The sequence below is a fragment of the Petrimonas mucosa genome (assembly GCF_900095795.1).
Taxonomy (GTDB): Bacteria; Bacteroidota; Bacteroidia; order Bacteroidales; family Dysgonomonadaceae; genus Petrimonas; species Petrimonas mucosa.
Map to the genome: position 1 here is coordinate 2,841,415 of NZ_LT608328.1, position 17,401 is coordinate 2,858,815.

Consider the following 17,401-nt stretch of genomic DNA (forward strand, 5'->3'; position numbering starts at 1 on the left):
ACGGAACTGAAGAAAGTGAAAATCGGGATTATCGTACGGATACTCCTTCATGAACGTAAACCGATCGTTAAATCTTGAGGCCTTGGGCTCTGTTACGGTTTTAAAACCATAACAATCTCCTGAAAAGAGATAAGGCTGCGCGTACCACTGCAAGGAGATATCGGGAGTGATGCCGTAGTTGATCCGGACCGTCACCGATGCTGTATGCTGGTTGATGGACGAAAGGATATATTGAGGAGTGTCTCCCGGTATCGAACGGCTCTATGGCGATATACAATCTGTTGAGACGGCTCACTGCCCGAATGGGGGTCAAACTGCACAAAATCGCCTACCCAACAGGCATTTGACCAGCAATCGTCTCTCAATTGCCTGTCGATATCGGGAGCATGCCGAGTACGGATAGCGGTATAGGTTCTTGTTTGGGAAAAGGGTGGCAACGAAAACAGGAAGAACAACAGTAGATAACAGGATTTCATCATAATCCAATGCTGATTACCCATCAAGGAATATCCCCTCCGCCATTTTTCAATATGTAGCGAAGCGTTAAGTTACCACTCTGCCGTGATTTTTCCCGATCACGATTTCGGCATGATTGCTCAATCGGGAACGGGCTGAATAGCCGCACACAAACGTCTGTCCACGAGAAACATACTGGTTGACAATGTTGCTAAGTATATGTTCTCCACTGGTACAAATATAGAGATTTAATCCTGATCTTTCAAGATCAATCGCAGTGAATTGTTCCGGGTGATATAATTCCATGCCCAGTTTATAAAAACGATGATCTTATTACGTACGCTGAGAATAAGCATCAGATGAAGGAACATCCATACCAGCCAGGCAAAACGGCCTTTGAACCTGGCGAAAGGAAGGTCTACCACCGCCTTGTTTCTGCTGACGGTGGCCATGGCTCCCAGATTGCGGTACTCGTACAGCCTGAGGTTGTTCTCTCCTCGAGCGATTCGTTGGATATTTTTTGCAAGATTCTTACCCTGTCCGATGGCTACATTGGCTACTTGGGGGTGTCCGTCTGGATAACGGGGGGTTTCCATATAGGCCACATCTCCAATGGCAAAGACGTCATTGAGCCCCTCAACCCGATTTATACGGTCTACCTTTATTCTTCCGCCACGCGCAATGGCCGATCGGGGAATCCCTTCGGGAGTGTTTGCGATGACACCGGCCGACCAGACAACGCATCTGGAACGTATCGTCTCTCCATTATTCAACGTGATCTCGGCCCCATCGTAATTGGTCACTGTAACTCCGGTCTTCACGATCACGCCCATCTCTCGGAGATATTTTTCGGAATAGTTCTGCGCGAAGCTGCTCATGGTCGACAAGGTGTTCGACCCACCCTCAAGGAGGTAGACGTTGACCTTGGAATAGTCAATATTGGGGTAATCTTTCGGAAGCACTTCCCGTTTCATCTCAACAAACGCTCCTGCCAGCTCTACACCAGTAGCACCTGCGCCTACAATAACAATATTGTACAATCCCTCCTTGTCTGGCTCATAAAGCAGCTTTTCAAAGTTGGTCAGGATAAAATTTCTCACCTTGATTGCCTGGTAGGTCGATTTCAGTCCCAATGCGTACTCCTCCACCTGACGATTCCCATAGAAGTTGGTACGCGATCCGGTAGCAATAACCAGGTAATCATATGAAAATGGGCCGATAGATGTCTCTATCCTCTTCTCTTCCGCGTCAAGAGACAACACCTTTGCCAGTCGGACCCTGACATCTCTCCTGTTCTGAAATATCTTGCGGATGGGAAATGATACGGTTGACGGTTCAATTTGAGATGCAGCAACCTGATAAAAGAGAGGAGGAAACTGGTGGTGATTTATCTTGTCGATAATGAGAATATCGAAGCTCTCCTTTTTCAAGTGCCGTATAAACTGCAATCCCCCGAAACCGCATCCTATGACTACTATTTTTTTCATTGTTCAAGAGGTGCCGGTGAGTTTTACCTTTTGTTTAGAACGCACGGGATGACGTAAAAGTTCTTTCAGCAGATTCCGGGGATATATAAAAAGCAGAAAGCGCTACGAATCACTCGCGGCGCTTCCTTAATGTTTAACATTTTAAAAATCACAGCTACGCTGTAGTTACATCTGGGCTCAGTCTTTTAGTTCTTCACCTTCAACAGATGCACCCTCAGCGATTTCGTTTACTCCTGTGCAGCGGATTCTTCCGCTACAGGAGTATCAGAAGCAGTAGCTTCCGACTGTTGTACCTCTTCGACTACCTCGTCGGCTTTCTTGGCCGCACTCTTGGCAGCTTTGGGTTCGGTTGCTGCAGCTGCGGCACCTGATCCCTTTCTGCGTGAACGGCGAGTTTTTGCTTTCTTGGCAGCCCCATCTCCGAGCATATTCTCGTTGTAGTCGACCAGTTCGATAAAGCACATTGCCGCATTGTCTCCCAGACGATATCCGGTTTTGATGATGCGGGTATAGCCACCGGGACGGTCAGCAACCTTCTGCGAAATATTCTGGAACAGTTCGGTAACTGCAAATTTATTTTGCAGGATGCTGAAAACATGTCTCCGTGAGCTGGTAGTGTCTTCTTTCGATTTGGTGATAATGGGTTCTACAAATTTCCTTAATTCCTTGGCTTTGGGCACAGTAGTAAAAATACGCTTGTGCATGATAAGCGATGTTGCCATGTTCGACAACATGGCATCACGATGTGCAGCCTTACGTCCTAAATGATTATTTTTCTTATTGTGTCTCATTTCGTTAATCTTTGTCTAATTTATATTTCGAGATGTCCATACCGAACGACAGGCTTAAATTATCAAGCAGCTCTTCCAATTCAGTAAGCGATTTCTTTCCGAAGTTTCTGAACTTCAACAGATCGTTTTTGTTGTGCATAACCAATTGGCCAAGGGTCTCCACTTCTGCTGCCTTCAGGCAGTTGAGTGCCCGTACCGAAAGATTCAAGTCGGATAACTTGCGCTTCAGCAATTGGCGCATATGCAACACCTCTTCGTCGAACTCCTCGATGTTTTCAGTGCCGGTGGTCTCAACCATCATCTTGGCCTCGTCAGAGAAGAGTGCAAAATGCTGGATAAGTATTTTGGCAGCCTCTTTCAAAGCATCCTTGGGTTGGATGGAACCGTCGGTAGTAACTTCGATGATCAATTTTTCGTAGTCGGTCTTCTGCTCTATACGGTAGTTCTCAATTTCATATTTTACGTTTCTGATGGGCGTGTAAATGGAGTCAATGGCTATAGTTTGCACGTCATCAGAAGGTAGCATAGCACGATTCTCCTCAGCGGGAACGTAACCGCGTCCCTTGTTGATCGTCAGTTCGAGCCGTAATTCGGCCTTCTTATCCAAATGACAGATCTCGAGTTCGGGATTGAGAACCTCAAAACCGGTCAGTAATTTACCAATATCTCCGGCTTTAAATACATTCGTGCCCGATACATTGAGACTTACCTTTTCCGTATCAAAATCCTCTACTACTCTTTTAAACCTGACTTTCTTCAGGTTGAGAATAATAGATGTTACATCTTCAATTATACCCGGAATAGTAGCAAATTCATGTTCAACACCATCAAACTTTACCGATGTAATTGCATATCCTTCGAGCGAAGAAAGCAAAATACGGCGCAGTGCATTACCGATGGTAATACCATACCCCGGCTCCAGCGGACGGAATTCGAACTTTCCAGAGAACGCGTTCTCCTGGATCATGATTACTTTATCGGGTTTCTGGAATGTTAATATAGCCATGAAATTATTGTTTAGAATATAACTCTACGATCAACTGCTCCTTAATATTTTCAGGGATATCTGCTCTCTCGGGCAAATGCAGAAACTTGCCGCTCATAGATGCCTTGTCCCACTCTAACCAAGGATATTTGCTGTGATTGAAACCGGCAAGTGCATTTGACACGACTTCCAAAGATTTCGATTTTTCCCGCACACCAACAATCTCTCCAGCTTTAACGCTATAAGAGGGGATATTTACCACCTTGCCGTTTACAGTGATATGACGGTGCGAAACCAGCTGACGGGCAGCGGCTCTTGTAGGTGCAATGCCTAGGCGGAATACTACGTTGTCTAAACGTGATTCCAATAACTGAAGCAATACTTCACCAGTAATTCCGCGGCTGCGGGCAGCTTTTTCGAAAGTTAAGCGGAACTGTTTCTCCAACACTCCGTACGTATATTTTGCACGCTGTTTCTCACGCAACTGAATTCCGTACTCCGACGTTTTACGTCTGCGCGTATTCCCGTGCTGTCCCGGAGGATAGTTCTTCTTGGAAAGAACCTTGTCGGGACCGAAAATGGGTTCGCCAAATTTACGGGCGATTTTTGTTTTTGGACCAGTATATCTTGCCATTTTTACAAATTAAACTTTTTTCTACTGAAGCCTAAACTGTGTCAGCCGCGATTACAGAGAAGTTAGTGTTGTAATCAAAATCACAGCTCAAGTTTCTGTATGATTGAAACTTATGATTATTTACTACTTTTTTGAATTCATTTAGGTCTACGGTTATCTTTCAACAACAGATCCTTACCGACAGATTATACCCTCCTGGCTTTGGGTGGACGGCAACCGTTGTGCGGAATTGGCGTAACATCAATGATCTCCGTCACTTCAATCCCTGCACCGTGAATGGTTCTGATAGCCGATTCGCGACCATTACCCGGGCCTTTCACATAAGCTTTCACTTTGCGGAGACCAAGATCGTATGCCACTTTTGCACAGTCTGACGCTACCATTTGAGCTGCATAAGGAGTGTTCTTTTTTGAACTTCTGAAGCCCATTTTCCCCGCAGACGACCAGCTAATCACCTCTCCGTTATCGTTGGTTAACGAGATGATGATGTTGTTGAACGACGAAGAGATATGAGCCTGACCTTCGGCGCTGACTTTAACGTTTCTCTTTTTTGCTGCAACTGTTCTTTTTGCCATATTCCTTATCTATTATTTAGTAGCTTTTTTCTTGTTAGCAACGGTTTTCTTTCTTCCTTTACGTGTACGGGCATTGTTTTTGGTGCTTTGTCCACGTACAGGCAGTCCGAGGCGGTGACGGATTCCGCGGTAGCAACCGATATCCATCAACCGTTTAATATTCAACTGCACTTCAGAGCGAAGATCACCTTCCACCTTGTATTCGGTTGAAATGATTTCGCGGATGCGCGCAGCCTGATCATCTGTCCAATCTTTTACTTTAATATCCCTGTCAACTTCGGCTTTTTCCAATATACTGTTTGCCGAGCTGCGTCCGATGCCATAGATATAAGTTAACGCTATCTCGCCTCGCTTATTTTGCGGCAAATCGACCCCTACAATTCTTATAGCCATATGATTTTTTTAAATTGTTATTTTCTAAACTTATCCCTGACGTTGTTTGAACTTGGGATTCTTCTTGTTGATAATGTATAAGCGGCCTTTTCTGCGAACGATCTTGCAGTCTGCCGTACGTTTTTTTAAAGATGCTCTTACTTTCATATTTCTATTTTTTAGATGTCAGATATCAGATCTCAGTGCAATGACCGATATCTGATGTCTAAATGTCTGTTTTTATTTGTACCTGAATGAAATTCTTCCTTTCGAAAGATCGTAAGGCGACATTTCCACACGCACCCGGTCTCCGGGTAATATCCGGATATAATGCATACGCATCTTTCCGGAAATGTGTGCGGTAATTTCGTGCCCATTCTCCAATTCTACACGGAACATGGCATTGGACAATGCTTCCACTATTGTTCCGTCTTGTTCAATTGCTGCCTGTTTCGCCATTGTAGTTCCTTTTAATTGTTGCTAGTTTCCTGAATAAATTCAAATGTTGATAATATTTCAGCCTTCCCGTTCCGGATTGCGACAGTGTGCTCGAAATGGGCAGAAGGCTTGCGGTCTTTGGTCCGCACTGTCCATCCGTCGTTTTCAAACACCACATTCTTGCTACCCATATTGATCATCGGTTCGATGGCAATGCACATACCGTTTTTCAATAACGGTCCTGTTCCCCTTCTGCCGTAGTTTGGCACCTCCGGAGCTTCGTGCATGTTTCTGCCGATCCCGTGACCTACCAACTCCCTGACAACCGAATAACCGTGTGATTCGCAGTAGGTCTGGATAGCCGAAGCGATATCTCCTATCCGTTTATCCTGGCACGCCTGCTCAATTCCCTTGTAAAGAGCTTCCCGGGTAACGTCGAGCAATCGTCTGACCTCCGCCTTCACCTCACCCACGCAGAACGTGTATGCCGAATCACCACAATATCCCTGCAAGCATGTACCGCAGTCGATTGAAACGATATCTCCCTCTTTCAGGGGGAGGTTATTGGGAATTCCATGTACTACCTGCTCATTTACAGAAGCACAGATGGAATTTGGAAAACCGCCGTATCCTAAAAAGGTGGGAATAGCTCCATGATCCCTGATAAACTCCTCAGCAATCTTGTCGAGCTGAAGTGTCGTCACTCCCGGCTTGATGTGTTTGGAAAGCTCACCCAGAGTCATTCCAACCAAACGGTTGCTGTGACGCATCAGTTCGATCTCTTCGTCAGTTTTCAGTATGATCGTTTTACTATTCATTCCAATTTACCCACAAGAAACTTAATAAGCCGCAATTGAGCCGGTCCTACCTTTGATCCGGGCTCCCGATTTCAGGAAGCCGTCGTAATGACGCATCAGCAGATGGCTCTCGATCTGTTGCAAGGTGTCGAGAACAACGCCGACAAGAATCAGCAACGAAGTTCCCCCGAAGAATTGCGCAAACTGCGAATTGATCCCGGTCATTCCGGCAAAAGCGGGCATGATGGCAACCAGTGCCAGGAAAAGAGAACCGGGAAAGGTTATTCTTGACATGACCAGGTCGATATATTCTGCCGTTTTTTTACCAGGTTTGATGCCCGGGATAAAGCCGTTGTTCCTCTTCAGGTCTTCAGCCATTTGAACGGGATTAACCGTAATGGCCGTATAGAAATAGGTGAAAGCAATGATAAGCAATGCAAAGATAAAATTATACGAAAAACTTGTATAATTCATCAATGAAGCCCAAAAACCGCCTCCATCCTTAACCGAGAACTGGGCAACTGTCAACGGGATAAACATGATAGCCTGTGCAAAGATGATAGGCATTACGTTTGCTGCATTCACTTTCAGGGGAATATACTGACGAACGCCTCCATATTGCTTGTTTCCGACAATACGTTTTGCATACTGTACAGGTATCTTTCTTGTGCCTTGCACCAGCATGATGGCACCAGCTATAACAACCATCAGGAAAATGATCTCCAAAAGGAAGAGCACCAGTCCACCAGGGGCGTTCAGTAACCGGTCAACCTCAGCCACCAGGGCGTGGGGAAGACGGGCGATAATACCAATTAGAATGATGAAGGAGATACCATTTCCAACACCTTTGTCGGTAATCCTTTCACCGAGCCAGAGTACAAACATACTACCACCGGCAAGAATGATCGTGGATGGAATAACCCAATCGAACAGACCACCCGGAATTGCTGATCCCAAAGCACCATAAATATAGGCGGGACCCTGGAAGAGCAAAATGGCAACCGTCAGGTAGCGGGTGTACTGGTTCATCTTCGTACGTCCGCTCTCACCCTCACGTTGCAACTTCTGAAATGCAGGAACTGCAATGCCCAACAGCTGCATCACGATGGATGCAGAGATGTAGGGCATGATTCCCAACGCAAAGATTGAGGCGTTTGCAAACGCACCTCCCGAGAACATATCGAGCAATCCGAGCAAACCTGAACTGGCATTCGCCTGCAGGGCCTGGAGTTCCAACGGATTAACACCCGGGAGTACGACAAACGAACCAAACCGGTAGATGGCTACAAAACCCAACGTGATGAGTAACCTCATCCGCAAGTCTTCAATTTTCCAAATATTTTTTACAGTCTGTACAAATCCCATCTTTTCAGAGTTTTACGGCTGTTCCTCCTGCAGAGGTGATCGCCTGTTCAGCAGACTTGGAGAAAGCATGAGCTTCTACTTCCAGTTTTGCAGAAAGTGTTCCTCTACCAAGAATTTTAACCAAGTGTTTTCTGGAAATAAGGCCGGCGTTGACTAAAACCTCCGGAGAGATCTTTTCAATTTTCAGAGAGTCTGCCAACACCTGAAGCGTTTCAATATTGATCGCTTTATATTCAACTCTGTTGAGCGGATTAAATCCAAATTTGGGCAGACGACGCTGCAATGGCATCTGTCCACCTTCAAATCCTGTCTTTCTGGAATAACCCGATCTTGATTTTGCACCTTTATGTCCTCTTGTTGAAGTACCTCCTCTGCCCGATCCCGGACCACGTCCAATTCTTTTGCGGGTTTTGGTTGCGCCTTCAGCAGGTTTTAAGTTCGATAAATTCATTATTATCTATTTTTTATCGTTATAAACTAAATTATTCTACAATCGTTACCAAGTGATGAACTTTACGGATAAGACCTCTGATGGCGGGAGTATCTTCATGTTCAACAACTCTGTTCATTTTTGTCAATCCCAACGCATCCAACGTTCTCTTCTGAACCTTCGGGCAGTTAATTCTGCTGGTTGTCTGTTTTACTTTTATTGTAGCCATTTCAATATCCTCCAGGTTTATCCTTTAAATACTTTTTCCAAACTTACACCACGATTCTGGGCAACAGTGATGGGATCTCTCAATTCACACAAAGCAGCTATGGTAGCTTTCACCAAGTTATGAGGATTGGACGATCCTTTTGATTTTGCCAGAATATCGGTAATTCCTGCACTTTCAAGAACGGCACGCATGGCACCACCTGCTTTTACTCCTGTTCCGGTAAAGGCCGGTTTCAGGAACACTTCAGCTCCACCGAAGCGGGCAGTCTGCTCGTGAGGAATGGTTCCTTTGTAGACGGGTACCTTCATCAGGTTCTTTTTTGCCGCTTCAACACCTTTGGCGATAGCGGTAGTGACCTCGCCGGCCTTACCTAATCCCCAACCGATGATACCATCCTCGTTCCCAACTACAACCATAGCAGCAAACGTAAACGTGCGACCTCCCTTAGTCACTTTGGTCGTACGATTGATCGCCACTAACCTGTCTTTCAATTCTAAATCGTTTGTCGATTTTACTCTTTTATCTGTTCCTGCCATAGTTGTTTAAAATTTAAGTCCTCCTTTACGAGCGGCATCTGCCAATTCTTTTATACGTCCGTGATACAGGTAACCGTTCCTGTCGAAAGCAACCTTTTCGATACCGGCCTCCAGGGCATTCTTGGCAATCATCTCGCCAACTTTTGCAGCCATCTCTTTCTTAGGAAGTTTCTCCTCAAGTTTCAATGAGGAGGCCGATGCCAGTGTTACACCGCTAACATCGTCGATAACCTGCGCATATATTTGTTTGTTGCTCCTGTACACGGAGAGACGTGGACGCTCCTTGGTCCCGCTGATCTTACCGCGAACACGAGTTTTGATCTTTAGTCTTCTTTCAGTTTTTGTTAACATAGCGATTTCTGTTTACGTAAATTATTTACCTGCTGTCTTGCCCGACTTGCGACGGATCTGTTCACCAACAAACTTAACACCTTTACCTTTATAAGGTTCGGGTTTGCGGAACGAACGGATTTTTGCACAAACCTGTCCGAGCAGCTGTTTGTCGGAAGACTCCAGAATAATAAGCGGATTCTTGTTCCTCTCCATTTTGGTTTCCACTTTAATCTCCTGGGGTAACTGCATAAATATACTATGGGTATAACCCAGCGACAGCTCCAGAATTTGTCCGTTGTTGGCTACACGGTACCCAACACCCACAAGTTCCAGTTCCTTACGAAATCCTTCAGAAACACCAATCACCATGTTATTGAGCAACGAACGGTAGAGACCGTGCATGGCTCTGTGTTCTTTGTCGTCGGTAGGTCTTTCGACGGTTAAAACGCCATTTTCCACTACCACTTTAATATCAGGATTTACACGCTGTGTCAGTTCCCCTTTCGGGCCTTTCAACGTAACCACGTTGTCTTCTCCTACCGCTACTGAGACGCCGGCAGGCAATGTTATGGGCAATTTTCCTATTCTTGACATACTGTTCTCCTCCTGATTAATAAACGTAACACAATACTTCACCGCCGATCTTCTGAACAGCAGCTTCTTTATCCGTCATTACTCCTTTTGAAGTAGACAATATGGCAATACCCAAACCGTTCAGTACCCTAGGCATATTCCTGTAGCCGGTATACTTACGTAACCCTGGTGTTGATACACGGATCAGTTTCTTGATCGCATTCACTTTATTAACCGGATCGTACTTCAAGGCGATCATAATCGAGCCTTGCGGTCCGTCGTCTACAAACTTGTAATTAAGTATGTAGCCTTTGTCGTAGAGAATCTTGGTGATATCTCTTTTTAAGTTTGATGCGGGAATTTGTACCACGCGATGTTTCGCCTGGATCGCATTTCTCAACCGCGTCAAATAGTCTGCTATTGGATCTGTCATTATTAAAAAATTTAAATTGATCCCGACTGCCGGGACAATATTTATCTCTTATTTTCTTCAATCAAGCTTGAAAAGCGAAGTAAAACGTTTTCAATCCTGATATTATATTCACCGATTAAATTACCAGCTTGCTTTTTTCACTCCGGGAATAAGCCCTTTTGAAGCCATTTCCCTGAATTGAATACGCGATATGCCAAACTGACGCATATATCCTTTCGGACGTCCAGTGATGCTGCAACGGTTGTGCAGACGCACCGGCGACGCATTCTTAGGGATGGTCTGAAGTGCTTCATAATTGCCTTCTGCCAGATATTTCGCTCTCTTTTCGGCATAACGGGCAACCATTTTAGCTCTTTTCACCTCGCGGGCTTTCATTGATTCTTTTGCCATCTCTTACTTGTTTTTTTCGTTTCTAAATGGTAATCCAAATTCTCTGAGGAGTGCGTAGCCCTCTTCATCGGTTGCGGCGGTGGTTACGAACGTAATGTTCATACCGAGCAACCGGGAGATGCTGTCGATATTGATCTCCGGGAAGATGATCTGCTCCTGGATTCCCAAGGTGTAGTTTCCTCTTCCGTCGAGTTTACCTTCAATTCCCCTGAAGTCGCGGATACGCGGTAAAGCAACACGGATAAGTCTTTCGAGAAACTCATACATCTTGTCGTGACGCAGCGTGACACGGGCACCGATGGCCATCTTTTTACGCAGCTTGAAGTTTGAGATATCCTTTCTCGAGTAGGTTGCTACTGCTTTCTGACCGGTTATTGCCGTCAATTCATTAATCGCAGTCTCGATGATCTTCTTGTCGGCTACTCCGATACCCAATCCCTGGTTGATAACAATCTTCTCAAGTTTTGGAGCCTGCATGACCGACTTGTATCCGAACTCCTTCATCAGAGCAGGGACGATCCTTTCGGCATACTCTTTCTTGAGCGTAACGGTACTTACACCCTGGCCATCTTTTTGGGGAGCAGCCTGAGCCTCGTTCTGAACTGCGGCTTTTGCCGCTTTTTCCTTATTTACTTCTTTAGCCATTACTTAATTACCTCCCCTGATTTTTTTGCATAACGTACTAACTTACCTTTACTGTCCAGTTTTCTACCAATGCGAGTAGGCTTGCCGGTCTTCGGATCTATCAGATTCAGTTTCGAGATATGAATGGAAGCCTCTTTCTTTTCAATGCCTCCGTTAGGATGCTGTGCATTGGGTTTTGTATGCTTCGACACGATGTTGACACCTTCGACAATGGCGCGGTTCTTGGCTACGATTACCTCGAGCACACGTCCCGTCTTGCCCTTGTCCTCACCGGAGTTCACATAAACCGTATCTCCTTTTTTGATATGTAATTTACTCATTGTGTGTGATTGTTTAATAGATTAAAGTACTTCGGGCGCTAATGAAACAATCTTCATGTTCGTAGCACGCAATTCGCGTGCGACCGGCCCAAAGATACGGCTTGCTCTCAACTCGCCGGCATTGTTCAACAACACGCAGGCGTTATCGTCGAAACGGATATATGAACCATCGGCACGGCGAATCTCTTTTTTCGTACGAACAATGATAGCCTTTGATACGGCCCCTTTTTTAATGTCACTCGAAGGGATTACGCTTTTGATTGCCACAACAATTACATCCCCAACAGACGCATAGCGTCTTCTTGTTCCGCCTAATACGCGAATGCAAAGGGCTTCCTTGGCTCCGCTGTTATCGGTCACGTTCAATCTTGATTCCTGCTGTATCATCTTACTTGGCCCTTTCTATTATTTCAACCACTCTCCATCTCTTTGTTTTGCTCAAAGGACGCGTTTCCATTATACGCACTGTATCTCCGATATTACAGTCGTTCTTTTCATCATGGGCGTGAAATTTTTTCGTTTTATTAACGAACTTCCCATATATAGGGTGTTTCTCTTTCCATTTTACAGTAACTGTGATGGTTTTATCCATCTTGTTGCTGAAAACGACCCCGATTCTTTCTTTTCTTAAATTTCTCGTTTCCATTATTGTTTATTAATCTTTTTTCAATTCACGAGCGCGCAATTCGGTCTGAATACGTGCAATATTTCTTCGTTTTTCTCTTATCGAACCCGAATTGTCGAGCGGAGTCGTGCTGTGATAGATCTTTGTCTGAATCAGGTCTAACTGCTCAGCTTCCAATCTCTCCCTCAAGTCCTTATCGGACAATTCTTTGTATTCTTGATTTTTTTTCATACCTTACGAATTAGTTTTGAGGTTGTTCATAATCTCTTCTGACAATAAATTTTGTCGTAACCGGCAATTTCTGAGCTGCCAGGCGGAGAGCTTCCTTTGCTACATCGTAGGGTACCCCTTCAATCTCGAACAGTATTCTACCGGGAGTAACAGGTGCCACGTATCCTTCAGGGTTACCTTTTCCTTTACCCATACGTACTTCAGCAGGTTTTTTGGTAATTGGCTTATCGGGGAAGATGCGTACCCAAACTTGTCCTTGGCGTTGCATATATCGTGTAACGGCCACACGGGCAGCCTCGATCTGGTTACCGGTGATCCATTTTGATTCTAACGACTTAATCCCGAACGAACCGAATGCCAACTGATTACCGCGACTGGCAAGGCCTTTCATACGACCTTTCTGCTGTCTTCTAAATTTTGTTTTTTTCGGTTGTAACATATTGGTTTATGCGTTTTTGTTGTTATTTCTTCTGTTTCTTCTGGCTCTGCCTCCTTCGGGACGGTTACCTCTGTCGCTGCGTCCAGCACCGCCTTGTGAGCGGCTCTCCTTTGCCGATGCAAACGAGGGTGCCAGATCTTTCTTGCCGTAAACCTCTCCCTTGCAGATCCAGACTTTGATACCGATCAACCCGACTTTGGTCAGCGCTTCAGCGTGTGCGTAATCGATGTCGGCACGGAAGGTATGAAGCGGAGTTCTTCCCTCCTTGTACATCTCCGAGCGGGCCATTTCAGCACCGTTCAACCGGCCTGAGACCTGAATCTTTATACCTTCAGCTCCCATTCTCATGGCAGAAGCAATAGCCATCTTCACCGCACGGCGGTAAGCGATCTTTCCTTCAAGCTGACGAGCCACGTTATTGGCAACGATAACCGCATCGATTTCAGGTTTCTTTATCTCAAAGATATTGATCTGGACATCCTTGTCGGTAATCTTCTTCAGCTCTTCCTTCAGTTTATCCACCTCCTGGCCGCCTTTACCGATAATAATCCCCGGGCGGGCAGTGCATATAGTGATGGTAACCAGTTTCAGCGTTCTTTCAATGACAATGCGAGAAACACTTGCTTTGGCCAGACGAGCGTTCAAATAAGTGCGAATCTTGCTGTCTTCCAGCATCATTTCGCCGTAATTATCTCCACCGTACCAATTAGAGTCCCATCCTCTGATGATACCCAAACGATTTGCAATCGGATTTACTTTTTGTCCCATCTGCCTCTATTAATTTTGTTCTTGTTCTTTTTTATAAGTATCTACCACAATTGTCACATGATTCGAACGTTTGCGGATTCTGTAACCGCGGCCTTGCGGTGCGGGACGAAGTCTTTTCAGCGTAGAACCTTCGTCTACAGAAATTGTTTTGATAAAAAGTTCGCCTGTTTCGGCTTTACGTTCGTTTTTCTGTTCCCAGTTGGAAATAGCCGAAAGCAACAGTTTTTCAACTCTTCTCGAAGCCTCCTTGGTGGAGAACTTCAAAACACCCAATGCTTTAAACACTTCCATTCCACGCACCATATCTGCAACATATCGCATTTTACGGGGCGATGAAGGGGCATTTTTCAACACAGCCAAAGCAACCTCTTTGCGGCTCTCTTTGCGTCGTTCTGCTGATATTCTTTTTCTTGCACTCATCTCTTTACTATTTTTTATTCAGTTAAGCCCCGATTATTTCTTCCTGTTGCCTGAATGTCCACGGAATGTGCGTGTCAGCGCAAACTCTCCTAACTTATGCCCTACCATGTTTTCGGTAATGTACACCGGTATGAACTTGTTTCCGTTGTGTACGGCAATCGTGTGGCCCACGAAATCGGGGGAAATCATTGAAGCACGTGCCCAAGTTTTCACGACAGCTTTTTTACCGCTTTCGTTCATCTCGATCACTTTCTTCTCCAATTTTATGTTGATATAGGGACCTTTTTTTAATGATCTGCTCATAGTCTTTACTTATTAGTCAGGGATTACTTTTTCTTTCTTCTTTCAACGATATATTTAGAAGAATGCTTCTTCGGAGCTCTTGTTTTCAAGCCCTTAGCATAGATGCCTTTTGCCGAACGCGGATGACCTCCCGATGCACGTCCTTCACCACCACCCATGGGGTGATCAACCGGGTTTTTAACAACCCCGCGCGTGTGCGGACGACGTCCGAGCCATCTGGAACGACCGGCTTTACCTGATTGTTGCAGAGCATGGTCTGAATTACCAACACTTCCTATAGTAGCTTTACATGTAGCAAGAATTTTACGAACCTCACCCGACGGCATTTTGATGATCGCATAGTTTTCTTCACGCGAAACGAGCTGGGCGAATGTTCCGGCTGAACGTACCATCTTTGCTCCCTGTCCAGGACGCAACTCGATATTGTGAATTACAGTACCGAGAGGTATGTTTGCCAGCGGCAGCGTGTTGCCAACTTCGGGAGCGGCTTCCGGTCCCGACATCACTGTGGTTCCTACTTCCAGTCCATTGGGAGCAAGGATATATGTCTTTTCTCCGTCGGCGTAATAGAGCAACGCGATGCGTGCGGAACGGTTGGGATCATATTCAATGCTTTTTACAACGGCAGGAATTCCATCTTTTGTTCTCTTGAAATCGATAAAACGAAAGCGCTTTTTGTGTCCGCCGCCAATGTAACCGATAGTCATCTTACCGTAATTGTTGCGTCCACCTGTACTTTTTTTACCAACTACAAGAGACTTTTCCGGTTCTGTTGCAGTGATATTATCAAAAGAACCGATAATCTTGTGTCTTTGCCCCGGTGTTGTGGGCTTTAATTTACGTATTGCCATTTTTTAAACTAGATATTGCTGAATAAATCGATTGTCTCACCTTTTCTCAAGGTTACGATTGCCTTTTTATAGGCCGGCGTGCTGCCGGTTACTACCCCCGATTTGGTATAGCGGTTTCTTATCTTGCCATCGTATTTCATCGTGTTTACCTGTTCTACGTGAACATTGTAAAGGGACTCGACGGCGTTCTTGATCTCTACCTTGTTAGCACCGGGCACAACAATGAAACCGTACCTGTTTTCGAATTTTTCGGTAAGGGCGGTCTGCTTTTCTGTAAATATTGGCTTTATTATTACTCCCATTGTTTTCTCTCCTTATGCTTTAAGTAAATCATCAATCACCGCAACAGACGACTCTGTAAGCACCAGGCTTGCACAGTTCATAATTTTGTATGTGTTTATATCTGAGGCAGTTATAATTTCAACTCCCGGCAAATTTCGAGCCGACAAATATACATTTTTATTTTGACTTGGCAAAACGAAAAGTAGCTTTTTATCAGCCACTTGCAGTTTTTTTGTCAACTCTACAAAACTCTTGGTTTTGGGTGCATCAAAACTGAAGTCCTCCACTACCAGAATTGCTTCATTTTTAGCCTTTAACGAAAGTGCCGAGCGACGTGCCAGCGCTTTTACCTTCTTGTTGAGTTTGAAGCTGTAATCGCGAGGTTTGGGGCCGAATACCCTTCCACCACCTACCATCACTGGCGATTTGATATCACCACGACGGGCTCCACCGCTACCTTTCTGGCGAATGAGCTTGCGGGTACTTCCGGTTATCTCGCTTCTCTCCTTCGATTTGTGTGTACCTTGACGTTGGTTGGCCAGATATTGCTTTACGTCTAACCAGATAACATGATTGTTAGGTTCAATTCCGAAAATGGAATCGTTGAGTGTCACCTTTTTATCTGTTACCTCTCCGTTGATATTGTATATGCTTAATTCCATTTTATTTCTCTATTGCTACAATTGAACCTTTACATCCCGGAACCGAACCCTTTAACAGCAAAAGGTTGTGTTCGGGTATAACTTTAATCACCTGAAGATTTTGAACGGTCACCCGTTTGTTTCCCATTTGTCCGGCCATGCGGGTTCCCTTGAATACTTTTGCGGGATAAGAACAGGCACCGATTGAACCCGGAGCACGCAAACGGTTATGCTGACCGTGGGTAGACTGTCCAACCCCACCGAAACCGTGACGTTTTACTACACCCTGGAAACCTTTTCCTTTCGATGTACCGATTACATCCACGTAAACGGCATCGCTAAAAAGATCAACAGTGATTTCAGACCCCAACTTGTAGTCGTTTCCAAATCCTTTGAACTCGGCCAAGTGTCTCTTCGGGGTAACTCCGGCTTTTTTGAAATGACCCTTTTCTCCACTCGGTGTGTGTTTGTCCTTCTTATCTTCAAACCCGAGCTGAATAGCGTCATAACCATCTTTTTCAACGGTTTTTACCTGAGTAACCACGCAAGGACCTACTTCGATAACAGTGCATGGAATATTTTTTCCCTCGGCACTGAAAACGGATGTCATTCCGATTTTTTTTCCAATTAATCCTGGCATTTCTCTGTTGTTTAATTAATTAATATTTAGATGCAAGAGCCAGGAGCTGAGATTCACGAAAATCGGTTTCCCTGGCTCTCTTCTCCTGTTTATCACACTTTAATCTCTACCTCTACTCCACTCGGCAACTCAAGCTTCATCAATGCATCAACGGTCTTGGCTGTCGAACTGTAGATATCGATCAACCGCTTGAATGATGAGAGTTCGAATTGCTCGCGCGATTTCTTGTTTACAAATGTAGAGCGGTTCACGGTAAATATGCGTTTGTGCGTGGGCAACGGAATGGGTCCGCTAACAACTGCACCCGTAGCTTTTACGGTTTTTACGATCTTCTCTGCCGATTTATCAACCAGGCTGTAATCGTAAGACTTCAGTTTAATTCTGATTTTTTGGCTCATATTATTTTAATATT

32 protein-coding genes are annotated in these 17,401 nt (G+C 45.0%); all 32 read right to left on the bottom strand.

The annotated features are described in order from the left end of the window. Nucleotides 1-191: 191 nt before the first annotated feature. The 32 genes from ING2E5A_RS15395 to rpsJ all read right to left on the bottom strand — a co-directional run bounded on the left by ING2E5A_RS15395 (nucleotide 192) and on the right by rpsJ (nucleotide 17,387). Nucleotides 192-479: a DOMON domain-containing protein gene (locus tag ING2E5A_RS15395; protein ID WP_143102465.1), complete on the bottom strand. Its 288-nt coding sequence runs from the start codon at nucleotides 477-479 to the stop codon at nucleotides 192-194. Between the two features lie 225 nt (nucleotides 480-704). After that, entirely contained in the window at nucleotides 705-1,943 is a 1,239-nt protein-coding gene (locus ING2E5A_RS11280) for an NAD(P)/FAD-dependent oxidoreductase (RefSeq protein WP_071137475.1), read from the bottom strand. Between the two features lie 227 nt (nucleotides 1,944-2,170). Next, nucleotides 2,171-2,734, bottom strand: a complete 564-nt coding sequence (gene rplQ, locus ING2E5A_RS11285; RefSeq protein WP_071137476.1) for a 50S ribosomal protein L17 — start codon at nucleotides 2,732-2,734, stop codon at nucleotides 2,171-2,173. 4 nt (nucleotides 2,735-2,738) lie between these two features. Continuing rightward, nucleotides 2,739-3,740: a DNA-directed RNA polymerase subunit alpha gene (locus tag ING2E5A_RS11290; protein WP_071137477.1), complete on the bottom strand. Its 1,002-nt coding sequence runs from the start codon at nucleotides 3,738-3,740 to the stop codon at nucleotides 2,739-2,741. Between the two features lie 4 nt (nucleotides 3,741-3,744). After that, nucleotides 3,745-4,353 (bottom strand): 30S ribosomal protein S4, encoded by a 609-nt coding sequence (rpsD, locus tag ING2E5A_RS11295; protein WP_071137478.1) that lies wholly within the window; start codon nucleotides 4,351-4,353, stop codon nucleotides 3,745-3,747. A 185-nt stretch (nucleotides 4,354-4,538) separates the two neighbouring features. Continuing rightward, entirely contained in the window at nucleotides 4,539-4,928 is a 390-nt protein-coding gene (gene rpsK, locus ING2E5A_RS11300) for a 30S ribosomal protein S11 (protein WP_071137479.1), read from the bottom strand. Between the two features lie 12 nt (nucleotides 4,929-4,940). Further along, nucleotides 4,941-5,321 (bottom strand): 30S ribosomal protein S13, encoded by a 381-nt coding sequence (gene rpsM / locus ING2E5A_RS11305; RefSeq protein ID WP_071137480.1) that lies wholly within the window; start codon nucleotides 5,319-5,321, stop codon nucleotides 4,941-4,943. A gap of 30 nt (nucleotides 5,322-5,351) precedes the next feature. Continuing rightward, nucleotides 5,352-5,468: a type B 50S ribosomal protein L36 gene (gene ykgO / locus ING2E5A_RS15095; RefSeq protein WP_076929107.1), complete on the bottom strand. Its 117-nt coding sequence runs from the start codon at nucleotides 5,466-5,468 to the stop codon at nucleotides 5,352-5,354. 72 nt (nucleotides 5,469-5,540) lie between these two features. Further along, nucleotides 5,541-5,759, bottom strand: coding sequence for a translation initiation factor IF-1 (infA, locus tag ING2E5A_RS11310; RefSeq protein WP_071137481.1), 219 nt, complete (start codon nucleotides 5,757-5,759; stop codon nucleotides 5,541-5,543). An 11-nt stretch (nucleotides 5,760-5,770) separates the two neighbouring features. After that, on the bottom strand, nucleotides 5,771-6,556 hold the full coding sequence (gene map, locus ING2E5A_RS11315) for a type I methionyl aminopeptidase (RefSeq protein ID WP_071137482.1): 786 nt from the start codon (nucleotides 6,554-6,556) through the stop codon (nucleotides 5,771-5,773). Nucleotides 6,557-6,577: 21 nt separating this feature from the next. Continuing rightward, nucleotides 6,578-7,900 (bottom strand): preprotein translocase subunit SecY, encoded by a 1,323-nt coding sequence (gene secY, locus ING2E5A_RS11320; protein ID WP_071137483.1) that lies wholly within the window; start codon nucleotides 7,898-7,900, stop codon nucleotides 6,578-6,580. A 4-nt stretch (nucleotides 7,901-7,904) separates the two neighbouring features. Next, the gene (gene rplO, locus ING2E5A_RS11325; RefSeq protein ID WP_071137484.1) at nucleotides 7,905-8,351 is read right to left on the bottom strand and encodes a 50S ribosomal protein L15; all 447 of its coding nucleotides are present in this window, start codon (nucleotides 8,349-8,351) and stop codon (nucleotides 7,905-7,907) included. Between the two features lie 31 nt (nucleotides 8,352-8,382). Then, nucleotides 8,383-8,559, bottom strand: a complete 177-nt coding sequence (gene rpmD, locus ING2E5A_RS15100; protein ID WP_083373325.1) for a 50S ribosomal protein L30 — start codon at nucleotides 8,557-8,559, stop codon at nucleotides 8,383-8,385. A gap of 17 nt (nucleotides 8,560-8,576) precedes the next feature. Further along, nucleotides 8,577-9,095, bottom strand: a complete 519-nt coding sequence (rpsE, locus tag ING2E5A_RS11330) for a 30S ribosomal protein S5 (protein ID WP_071137485.1) — start codon at nucleotides 9,093-9,095, stop codon at nucleotides 8,577-8,579. 6 nt (nucleotides 9,096-9,101) lie between these two features. Then, nucleotides 9,102-9,446 (bottom strand): 50S ribosomal protein L18, encoded by a 345-nt coding sequence (gene rplR / locus ING2E5A_RS11335; RefSeq protein ID WP_071137486.1) that lies wholly within the window; start codon nucleotides 9,444-9,446, stop codon nucleotides 9,102-9,104. 21 nt (nucleotides 9,447-9,467) lie between these two features. Continuing rightward, a complete protein-coding gene (gene rplF / locus ING2E5A_RS11340) occupies nucleotides 9,468-10,022 on the bottom strand; it encodes a 50S ribosomal protein L6 (RefSeq protein ID WP_071137487.1) in 555 nt (184 codons plus the stop codon). A gap of 16 nt (nucleotides 10,023-10,038) precedes the next feature. After that, on the bottom strand, nucleotides 10,039-10,434 hold the full coding sequence (rpsH, locus tag ING2E5A_RS11345) for a 30S ribosomal protein S8 (protein WP_071137488.1): 396 nt from the start codon (nucleotides 10,432-10,434) through the stop codon (nucleotides 10,039-10,041). Between the two features lie 120 nt (nucleotides 10,435-10,554). Further along, nucleotides 10,555-10,824: a 30S ribosomal protein S14 gene (gene rpsN, locus ING2E5A_RS11350; protein ID WP_071137489.1), complete on the bottom strand. Its 270-nt coding sequence runs from the start codon at nucleotides 10,822-10,824 to the stop codon at nucleotides 10,555-10,557. Between the two features lie 3 nt (nucleotides 10,825-10,827). After that, nucleotides 10,828-11,469: a 50S ribosomal protein L5 gene (rplE, locus tag ING2E5A_RS11355; protein ID WP_083373326.1), complete on the bottom strand. Its 642-nt coding sequence runs from the start codon at nucleotides 11,467-11,469 to the stop codon at nucleotides 10,828-10,830. Beyond that, the gene (gene rplX, locus ING2E5A_RS11360; protein ID WP_071137490.1) at nucleotides 11,469-11,789 is read right to left on the bottom strand and encodes a 50S ribosomal protein L24; all 321 of its coding nucleotides are present in this window, start codon (nucleotides 11,787-11,789) and stop codon (nucleotides 11,469-11,471) included. The genes rplE and rplX overlap by 1 nt, the downstream gene beginning before the upstream one ends. A 21-nt stretch (nucleotides 11,790-11,810) precedes the next feature. Then, entirely contained in the window at nucleotides 11,811-12,176 is a 366-nt protein-coding gene (rplN, locus tag ING2E5A_RS11365; protein ID WP_071137491.1) for a 50S ribosomal protein L14, read from the bottom strand. 1 nt (nucleotide 12,177) lies between these two features. After that, entirely contained in the window at nucleotides 12,178-12,435 is a 258-nt protein-coding gene (gene rpsQ, locus ING2E5A_RS11370; protein ID WP_071137492.1) for a 30S ribosomal protein S17, read from the bottom strand. Nucleotides 12,436-12,444: 9 nt separating this feature from the next. Continuing rightward, on the bottom strand, nucleotides 12,445-12,645 hold the full coding sequence (gene rpmC / locus ING2E5A_RS11375) for a 50S ribosomal protein L29 (protein ID WP_071137493.1): 201 nt from the start codon (nucleotides 12,643-12,645) through the stop codon (nucleotides 12,445-12,447). 10 nt (nucleotides 12,646-12,655) lie between these two features. Continuing rightward, complete coding sequence (gene rplP, locus ING2E5A_RS11380) at nucleotides 12,656-13,084, bottom strand: 50S ribosomal protein L16 (RefSeq protein ID WP_071137494.1); 429 nt, start codon at nucleotides 13,082-13,084, stop codon at nucleotides 12,656-12,658. Nucleotides 13,085-13,090: 6 nt separating this feature from the next. Then, nucleotides 13,091-13,852, bottom strand: coding sequence for a 30S ribosomal protein S3 (gene rpsC, locus ING2E5A_RS11385; RefSeq protein WP_071137495.1), 762 nt, complete (start codon nucleotides 13,850-13,852; stop codon nucleotides 13,091-13,093). Between the two features lie 9 nt (nucleotides 13,853-13,861). Next, entirely contained in the window at nucleotides 13,862-14,272 is a 411-nt protein-coding gene (rplV, locus tag ING2E5A_RS11390) for a 50S ribosomal protein L22 (RefSeq protein WP_071137496.1), read from the bottom strand. A gap of 33 nt (nucleotides 14,273-14,305) precedes the next feature. Further along, nucleotides 14,306-14,575 (bottom strand): 30S ribosomal protein S19, encoded by a 270-nt coding sequence (gene rpsS, locus ING2E5A_RS11395; protein WP_071137497.1) that lies wholly within the window; start codon nucleotides 14,573-14,575, stop codon nucleotides 14,306-14,308. A gap of 23 nt (nucleotides 14,576-14,598) precedes the next feature. Then, nucleotides 14,599-15,426 carry a 50S ribosomal protein L2 gene (gene rplB / locus ING2E5A_RS11400; protein ID WP_071137498.1) on the bottom strand — a complete coding sequence of 276 codons (828 nt, stop codon included), beginning with the start codon at nucleotides 15,424-15,426 and terminating at the stop codon, nucleotides 14,599-14,601. Nucleotides 15,427-15,434: 8 nt separating this feature from the next. Continuing rightward, complete coding sequence (rplW, locus tag ING2E5A_RS11405) at nucleotides 15,435-15,728, bottom strand: 50S ribosomal protein L23 (protein WP_071137499.1); 294 nt, start codon at nucleotides 15,726-15,728, stop codon at nucleotides 15,435-15,437. A 12-nt stretch (nucleotides 15,729-15,740) separates the two neighbouring features. Continuing rightward, on the bottom strand, nucleotides 15,741-16,370 hold the full coding sequence (rplD, locus tag ING2E5A_RS11410) for a 50S ribosomal protein L4 (protein WP_071137500.1): 630 nt from the start codon (nucleotides 16,368-16,370) through the stop codon (nucleotides 15,741-15,743). A gap of 1 nt (nucleotide 16,371) precedes the next feature. Further along, entirely contained in the window at nucleotides 16,372-16,989 is a 618-nt protein-coding gene (gene rplC, locus ING2E5A_RS11415; RefSeq protein ID WP_071137501.1) for a 50S ribosomal protein L3, read from the bottom strand. A gap of 92 nt (nucleotides 16,990-17,081) precedes the next feature. Next, nucleotides 17,082-17,387 (bottom strand): 30S ribosomal protein S10, encoded by a 306-nt coding sequence (gene rpsJ / locus ING2E5A_RS11420; protein ID WP_071137502.1) that lies wholly within the window; start codon nucleotides 17,385-17,387, stop codon nucleotides 17,082-17,084. Between the last annotated feature and the right edge of the window lie 14 nt (nucleotides 17,388-17,401).

What these genes read in the sequence shown, in the direction of transcription:
- secY (WP_071137483.1), bottom strand. Translation starts at nt 7,900, where the DNA reads ATGGGATTTGTACAGACTGTAAAAAATATTTGGAAAATTGAAGACTTG.
- rplE (WP_083373326.1), bottom strand. Translation starts at nt 11,469, where the DNA reads ATGGCTAAAGAAGTAAATAAGGAAAAAGCGGCAAAAGCCGCAGTTCAG.
- rpmC (WP_071137493.1), bottom strand. Translation starts at nt 12,645, where the DNA reads ATGAAAAAAAATCAAGAATACAAAGAATTGTCCGATAAGGACTTGAGG.
- rpsK (WP_071137479.1), bottom strand. Translation starts at nt 4,928, where the DNA reads ATGGCAAAAAGAACAGTTGCAGCAAAAAAGAGAAACGTTAAAGTCAGC.
- rplD (WP_071137500.1), bottom strand. Translation starts at nt 16,370, where the DNA reads ATGGAATTAAGCATATACAATATCAACGGAGAGGTAACAGATAAAAAG.
- rpsE (WP_071137485.1), bottom strand. Translation starts at nt 9,095, where the DNA reads ATGGCAGGAACAGATAAAAGAGTAAAATCGACAAACGATTTAGAATTG.
- ING2E5A_RS11280 (WP_071137475.1), bottom strand. Translation starts at nt 1,943, where the DNA reads ATGAAAAAAATAGTAGTCATAGGATGCGGTTTCGGGGGATTGCAGTTT.
- rplB (WP_071137498.1), bottom strand. Translation starts at nt 15,426, where the DNA reads ATGGCAATACGTAAATTAAAGCCCACAACACCGGGGCAAAGACACAAG.
- rplN (WP_071137491.1), bottom strand. Translation starts at nt 12,176, where the DNA reads ATGATACAGCAGGAATCAAGATTGAACGTGACCGATAACAGCGGAGCC.
- rplV (WP_071137496.1), bottom strand. Translation starts at nt 14,272, where the DNA reads ATGAGTGCAAGAAAAAGAATATCAGCAGAACGACGCAAAGAGAGCCGC.
- rplP (WP_071137494.1), bottom strand. Translation starts at nt 13,084, where the DNA reads ATGTTACAACCGAAAAAAACAAAATTTAGAAGACAGCAGAAAGGTCGT.
- ING2E5A_RS15395 (WP_143102465.1), bottom strand. Translation starts at nt 479, where the DNA reads ATGATGAAATCCTGTTATCTACTGTTGTTCTTCCTGTTTTCGTTGCCA.
- rpsH (WP_071137488.1), bottom strand. Translation starts at nt 10,434, where the DNA reads ATGACAGATCCAATAGCAGACTATTTGACGCGGTTGAGAAATGCGATC.
- rpsJ (WP_071137502.1), bottom strand. Translation starts at nt 17,387, where the DNA reads ATGAGCCAAAAAATCAGAATTAAACTGAAGTCTTACGATTACAGCCTG.
- rplF (WP_071137487.1), bottom strand. Translation starts at nt 10,022, where the DNA reads ATGTCAAGAATAGGAAAATTGCCCATAACATTGCCTGCCGGCGTCTCA.
- rplX (WP_071137490.1), bottom strand. Translation starts at nt 11,789, where the DNA reads ATGAGTAAATTACATATCAAAAAAGGAGATACGGTTTATGTGAACTCC.
- ykgO (WP_076929107.1), bottom strand. Translation starts at nt 5,468, where the DNA reads ATGAAAGTAAGAGCATCTTTAAAAAAACGTACGGCAGACTGCAAGATC.
- rpsQ (WP_071137492.1), bottom strand. Translation starts at nt 12,435, where the DNA reads ATGGAAACGAGAAATTTAAGAAAAGAAAGAATCGGGGTCGTTTTCAGC.
- infA (WP_071137481.1), bottom strand. Translation starts at nt 5,759, where the DNA reads ATGGCGAAACAGGCAGCAATTGAACAAGACGGAACAATAGTGGAAGCA.
- rpsM (WP_071137480.1), bottom strand. Translation starts at nt 5,321, where the DNA reads ATGGCTATAAGAATTGTAGGGGTCGATTTGCCGCAAAATAAGCGAGGC.
- rplQ (WP_071137476.1), bottom strand. Translation starts at nt 2,734, where the DNA reads ATGAGACACAATAAGAAAAATAATCATTTAGGACGTAAGGCTGCACAT.
- rpsD (WP_071137478.1), bottom strand. Translation starts at nt 4,353, where the DNA reads ATGGCAAGATATACTGGTCCAAAAACAAAAATCGCCCGTAAATTTGGC.
- rplW (WP_071137499.1), bottom strand. Translation starts at nt 15,728, where the DNA reads ATGGGAGTAATAATAAAGCCAATATTTACAGAAAAGCAGACCGCCCTT.
- rpmD (WP_083373325.1), bottom strand. Translation starts at nt 8,559, where the DNA reads ATGGCTACAATAAAAGTAAAACAGACAACCAGCAGAATTAACTGCCCG.
- rplC (WP_071137501.1), bottom strand. Translation starts at nt 16,989, where the DNA reads ATGCCAGGATTAATTGGAAAAAAAATCGGAATGACATCCGTTTTCAGT.
- rplR (WP_071137486.1), bottom strand. Translation starts at nt 9,446, where the DNA reads ATGTTAACAAAAACTGAAAGAAGACTAAAGATCAAAACTCGTGTTCGC.
- map (WP_071137482.1), bottom strand. Translation starts at nt 6,556, where the DNA reads ATGAATAGTAAAACGATCATACTGAAAACTGACGAAGAGATCGAACTG.
- ING2E5A_RS11290 (WP_071137477.1), bottom strand. Translation starts at nt 3,740, where the DNA reads ATGGCTATATTAACATTCCAGAAACCCGATAAAGTAATCATGATCCAG.
- rpsS (WP_071137497.1), bottom strand. Translation starts at nt 14,575, where the DNA reads ATGAGCAGATCATTAAAAAAAGGTCCCTATATCAACATAAAATTGGAG.
- rplO (WP_071137484.1), bottom strand. Translation starts at nt 8,351, where the DNA reads ATGAATTTATCGAACTTAAAACCTGCTGAAGGCGCAACCAAAACCCGC.
- rpsC (WP_071137495.1), bottom strand. Translation starts at nt 13,852, where the DNA reads ATGGGACAAAAAGTAAATCCGATTGCAAATCGTTTGGGTATCATCAGA.
- rpsN (WP_071137489.1), bottom strand. Translation starts at nt 10,824, where the DNA reads ATGGCAAAAGAATCAATGAAAGCCCGCGAGGTGAAAAGAGCTAAAATG.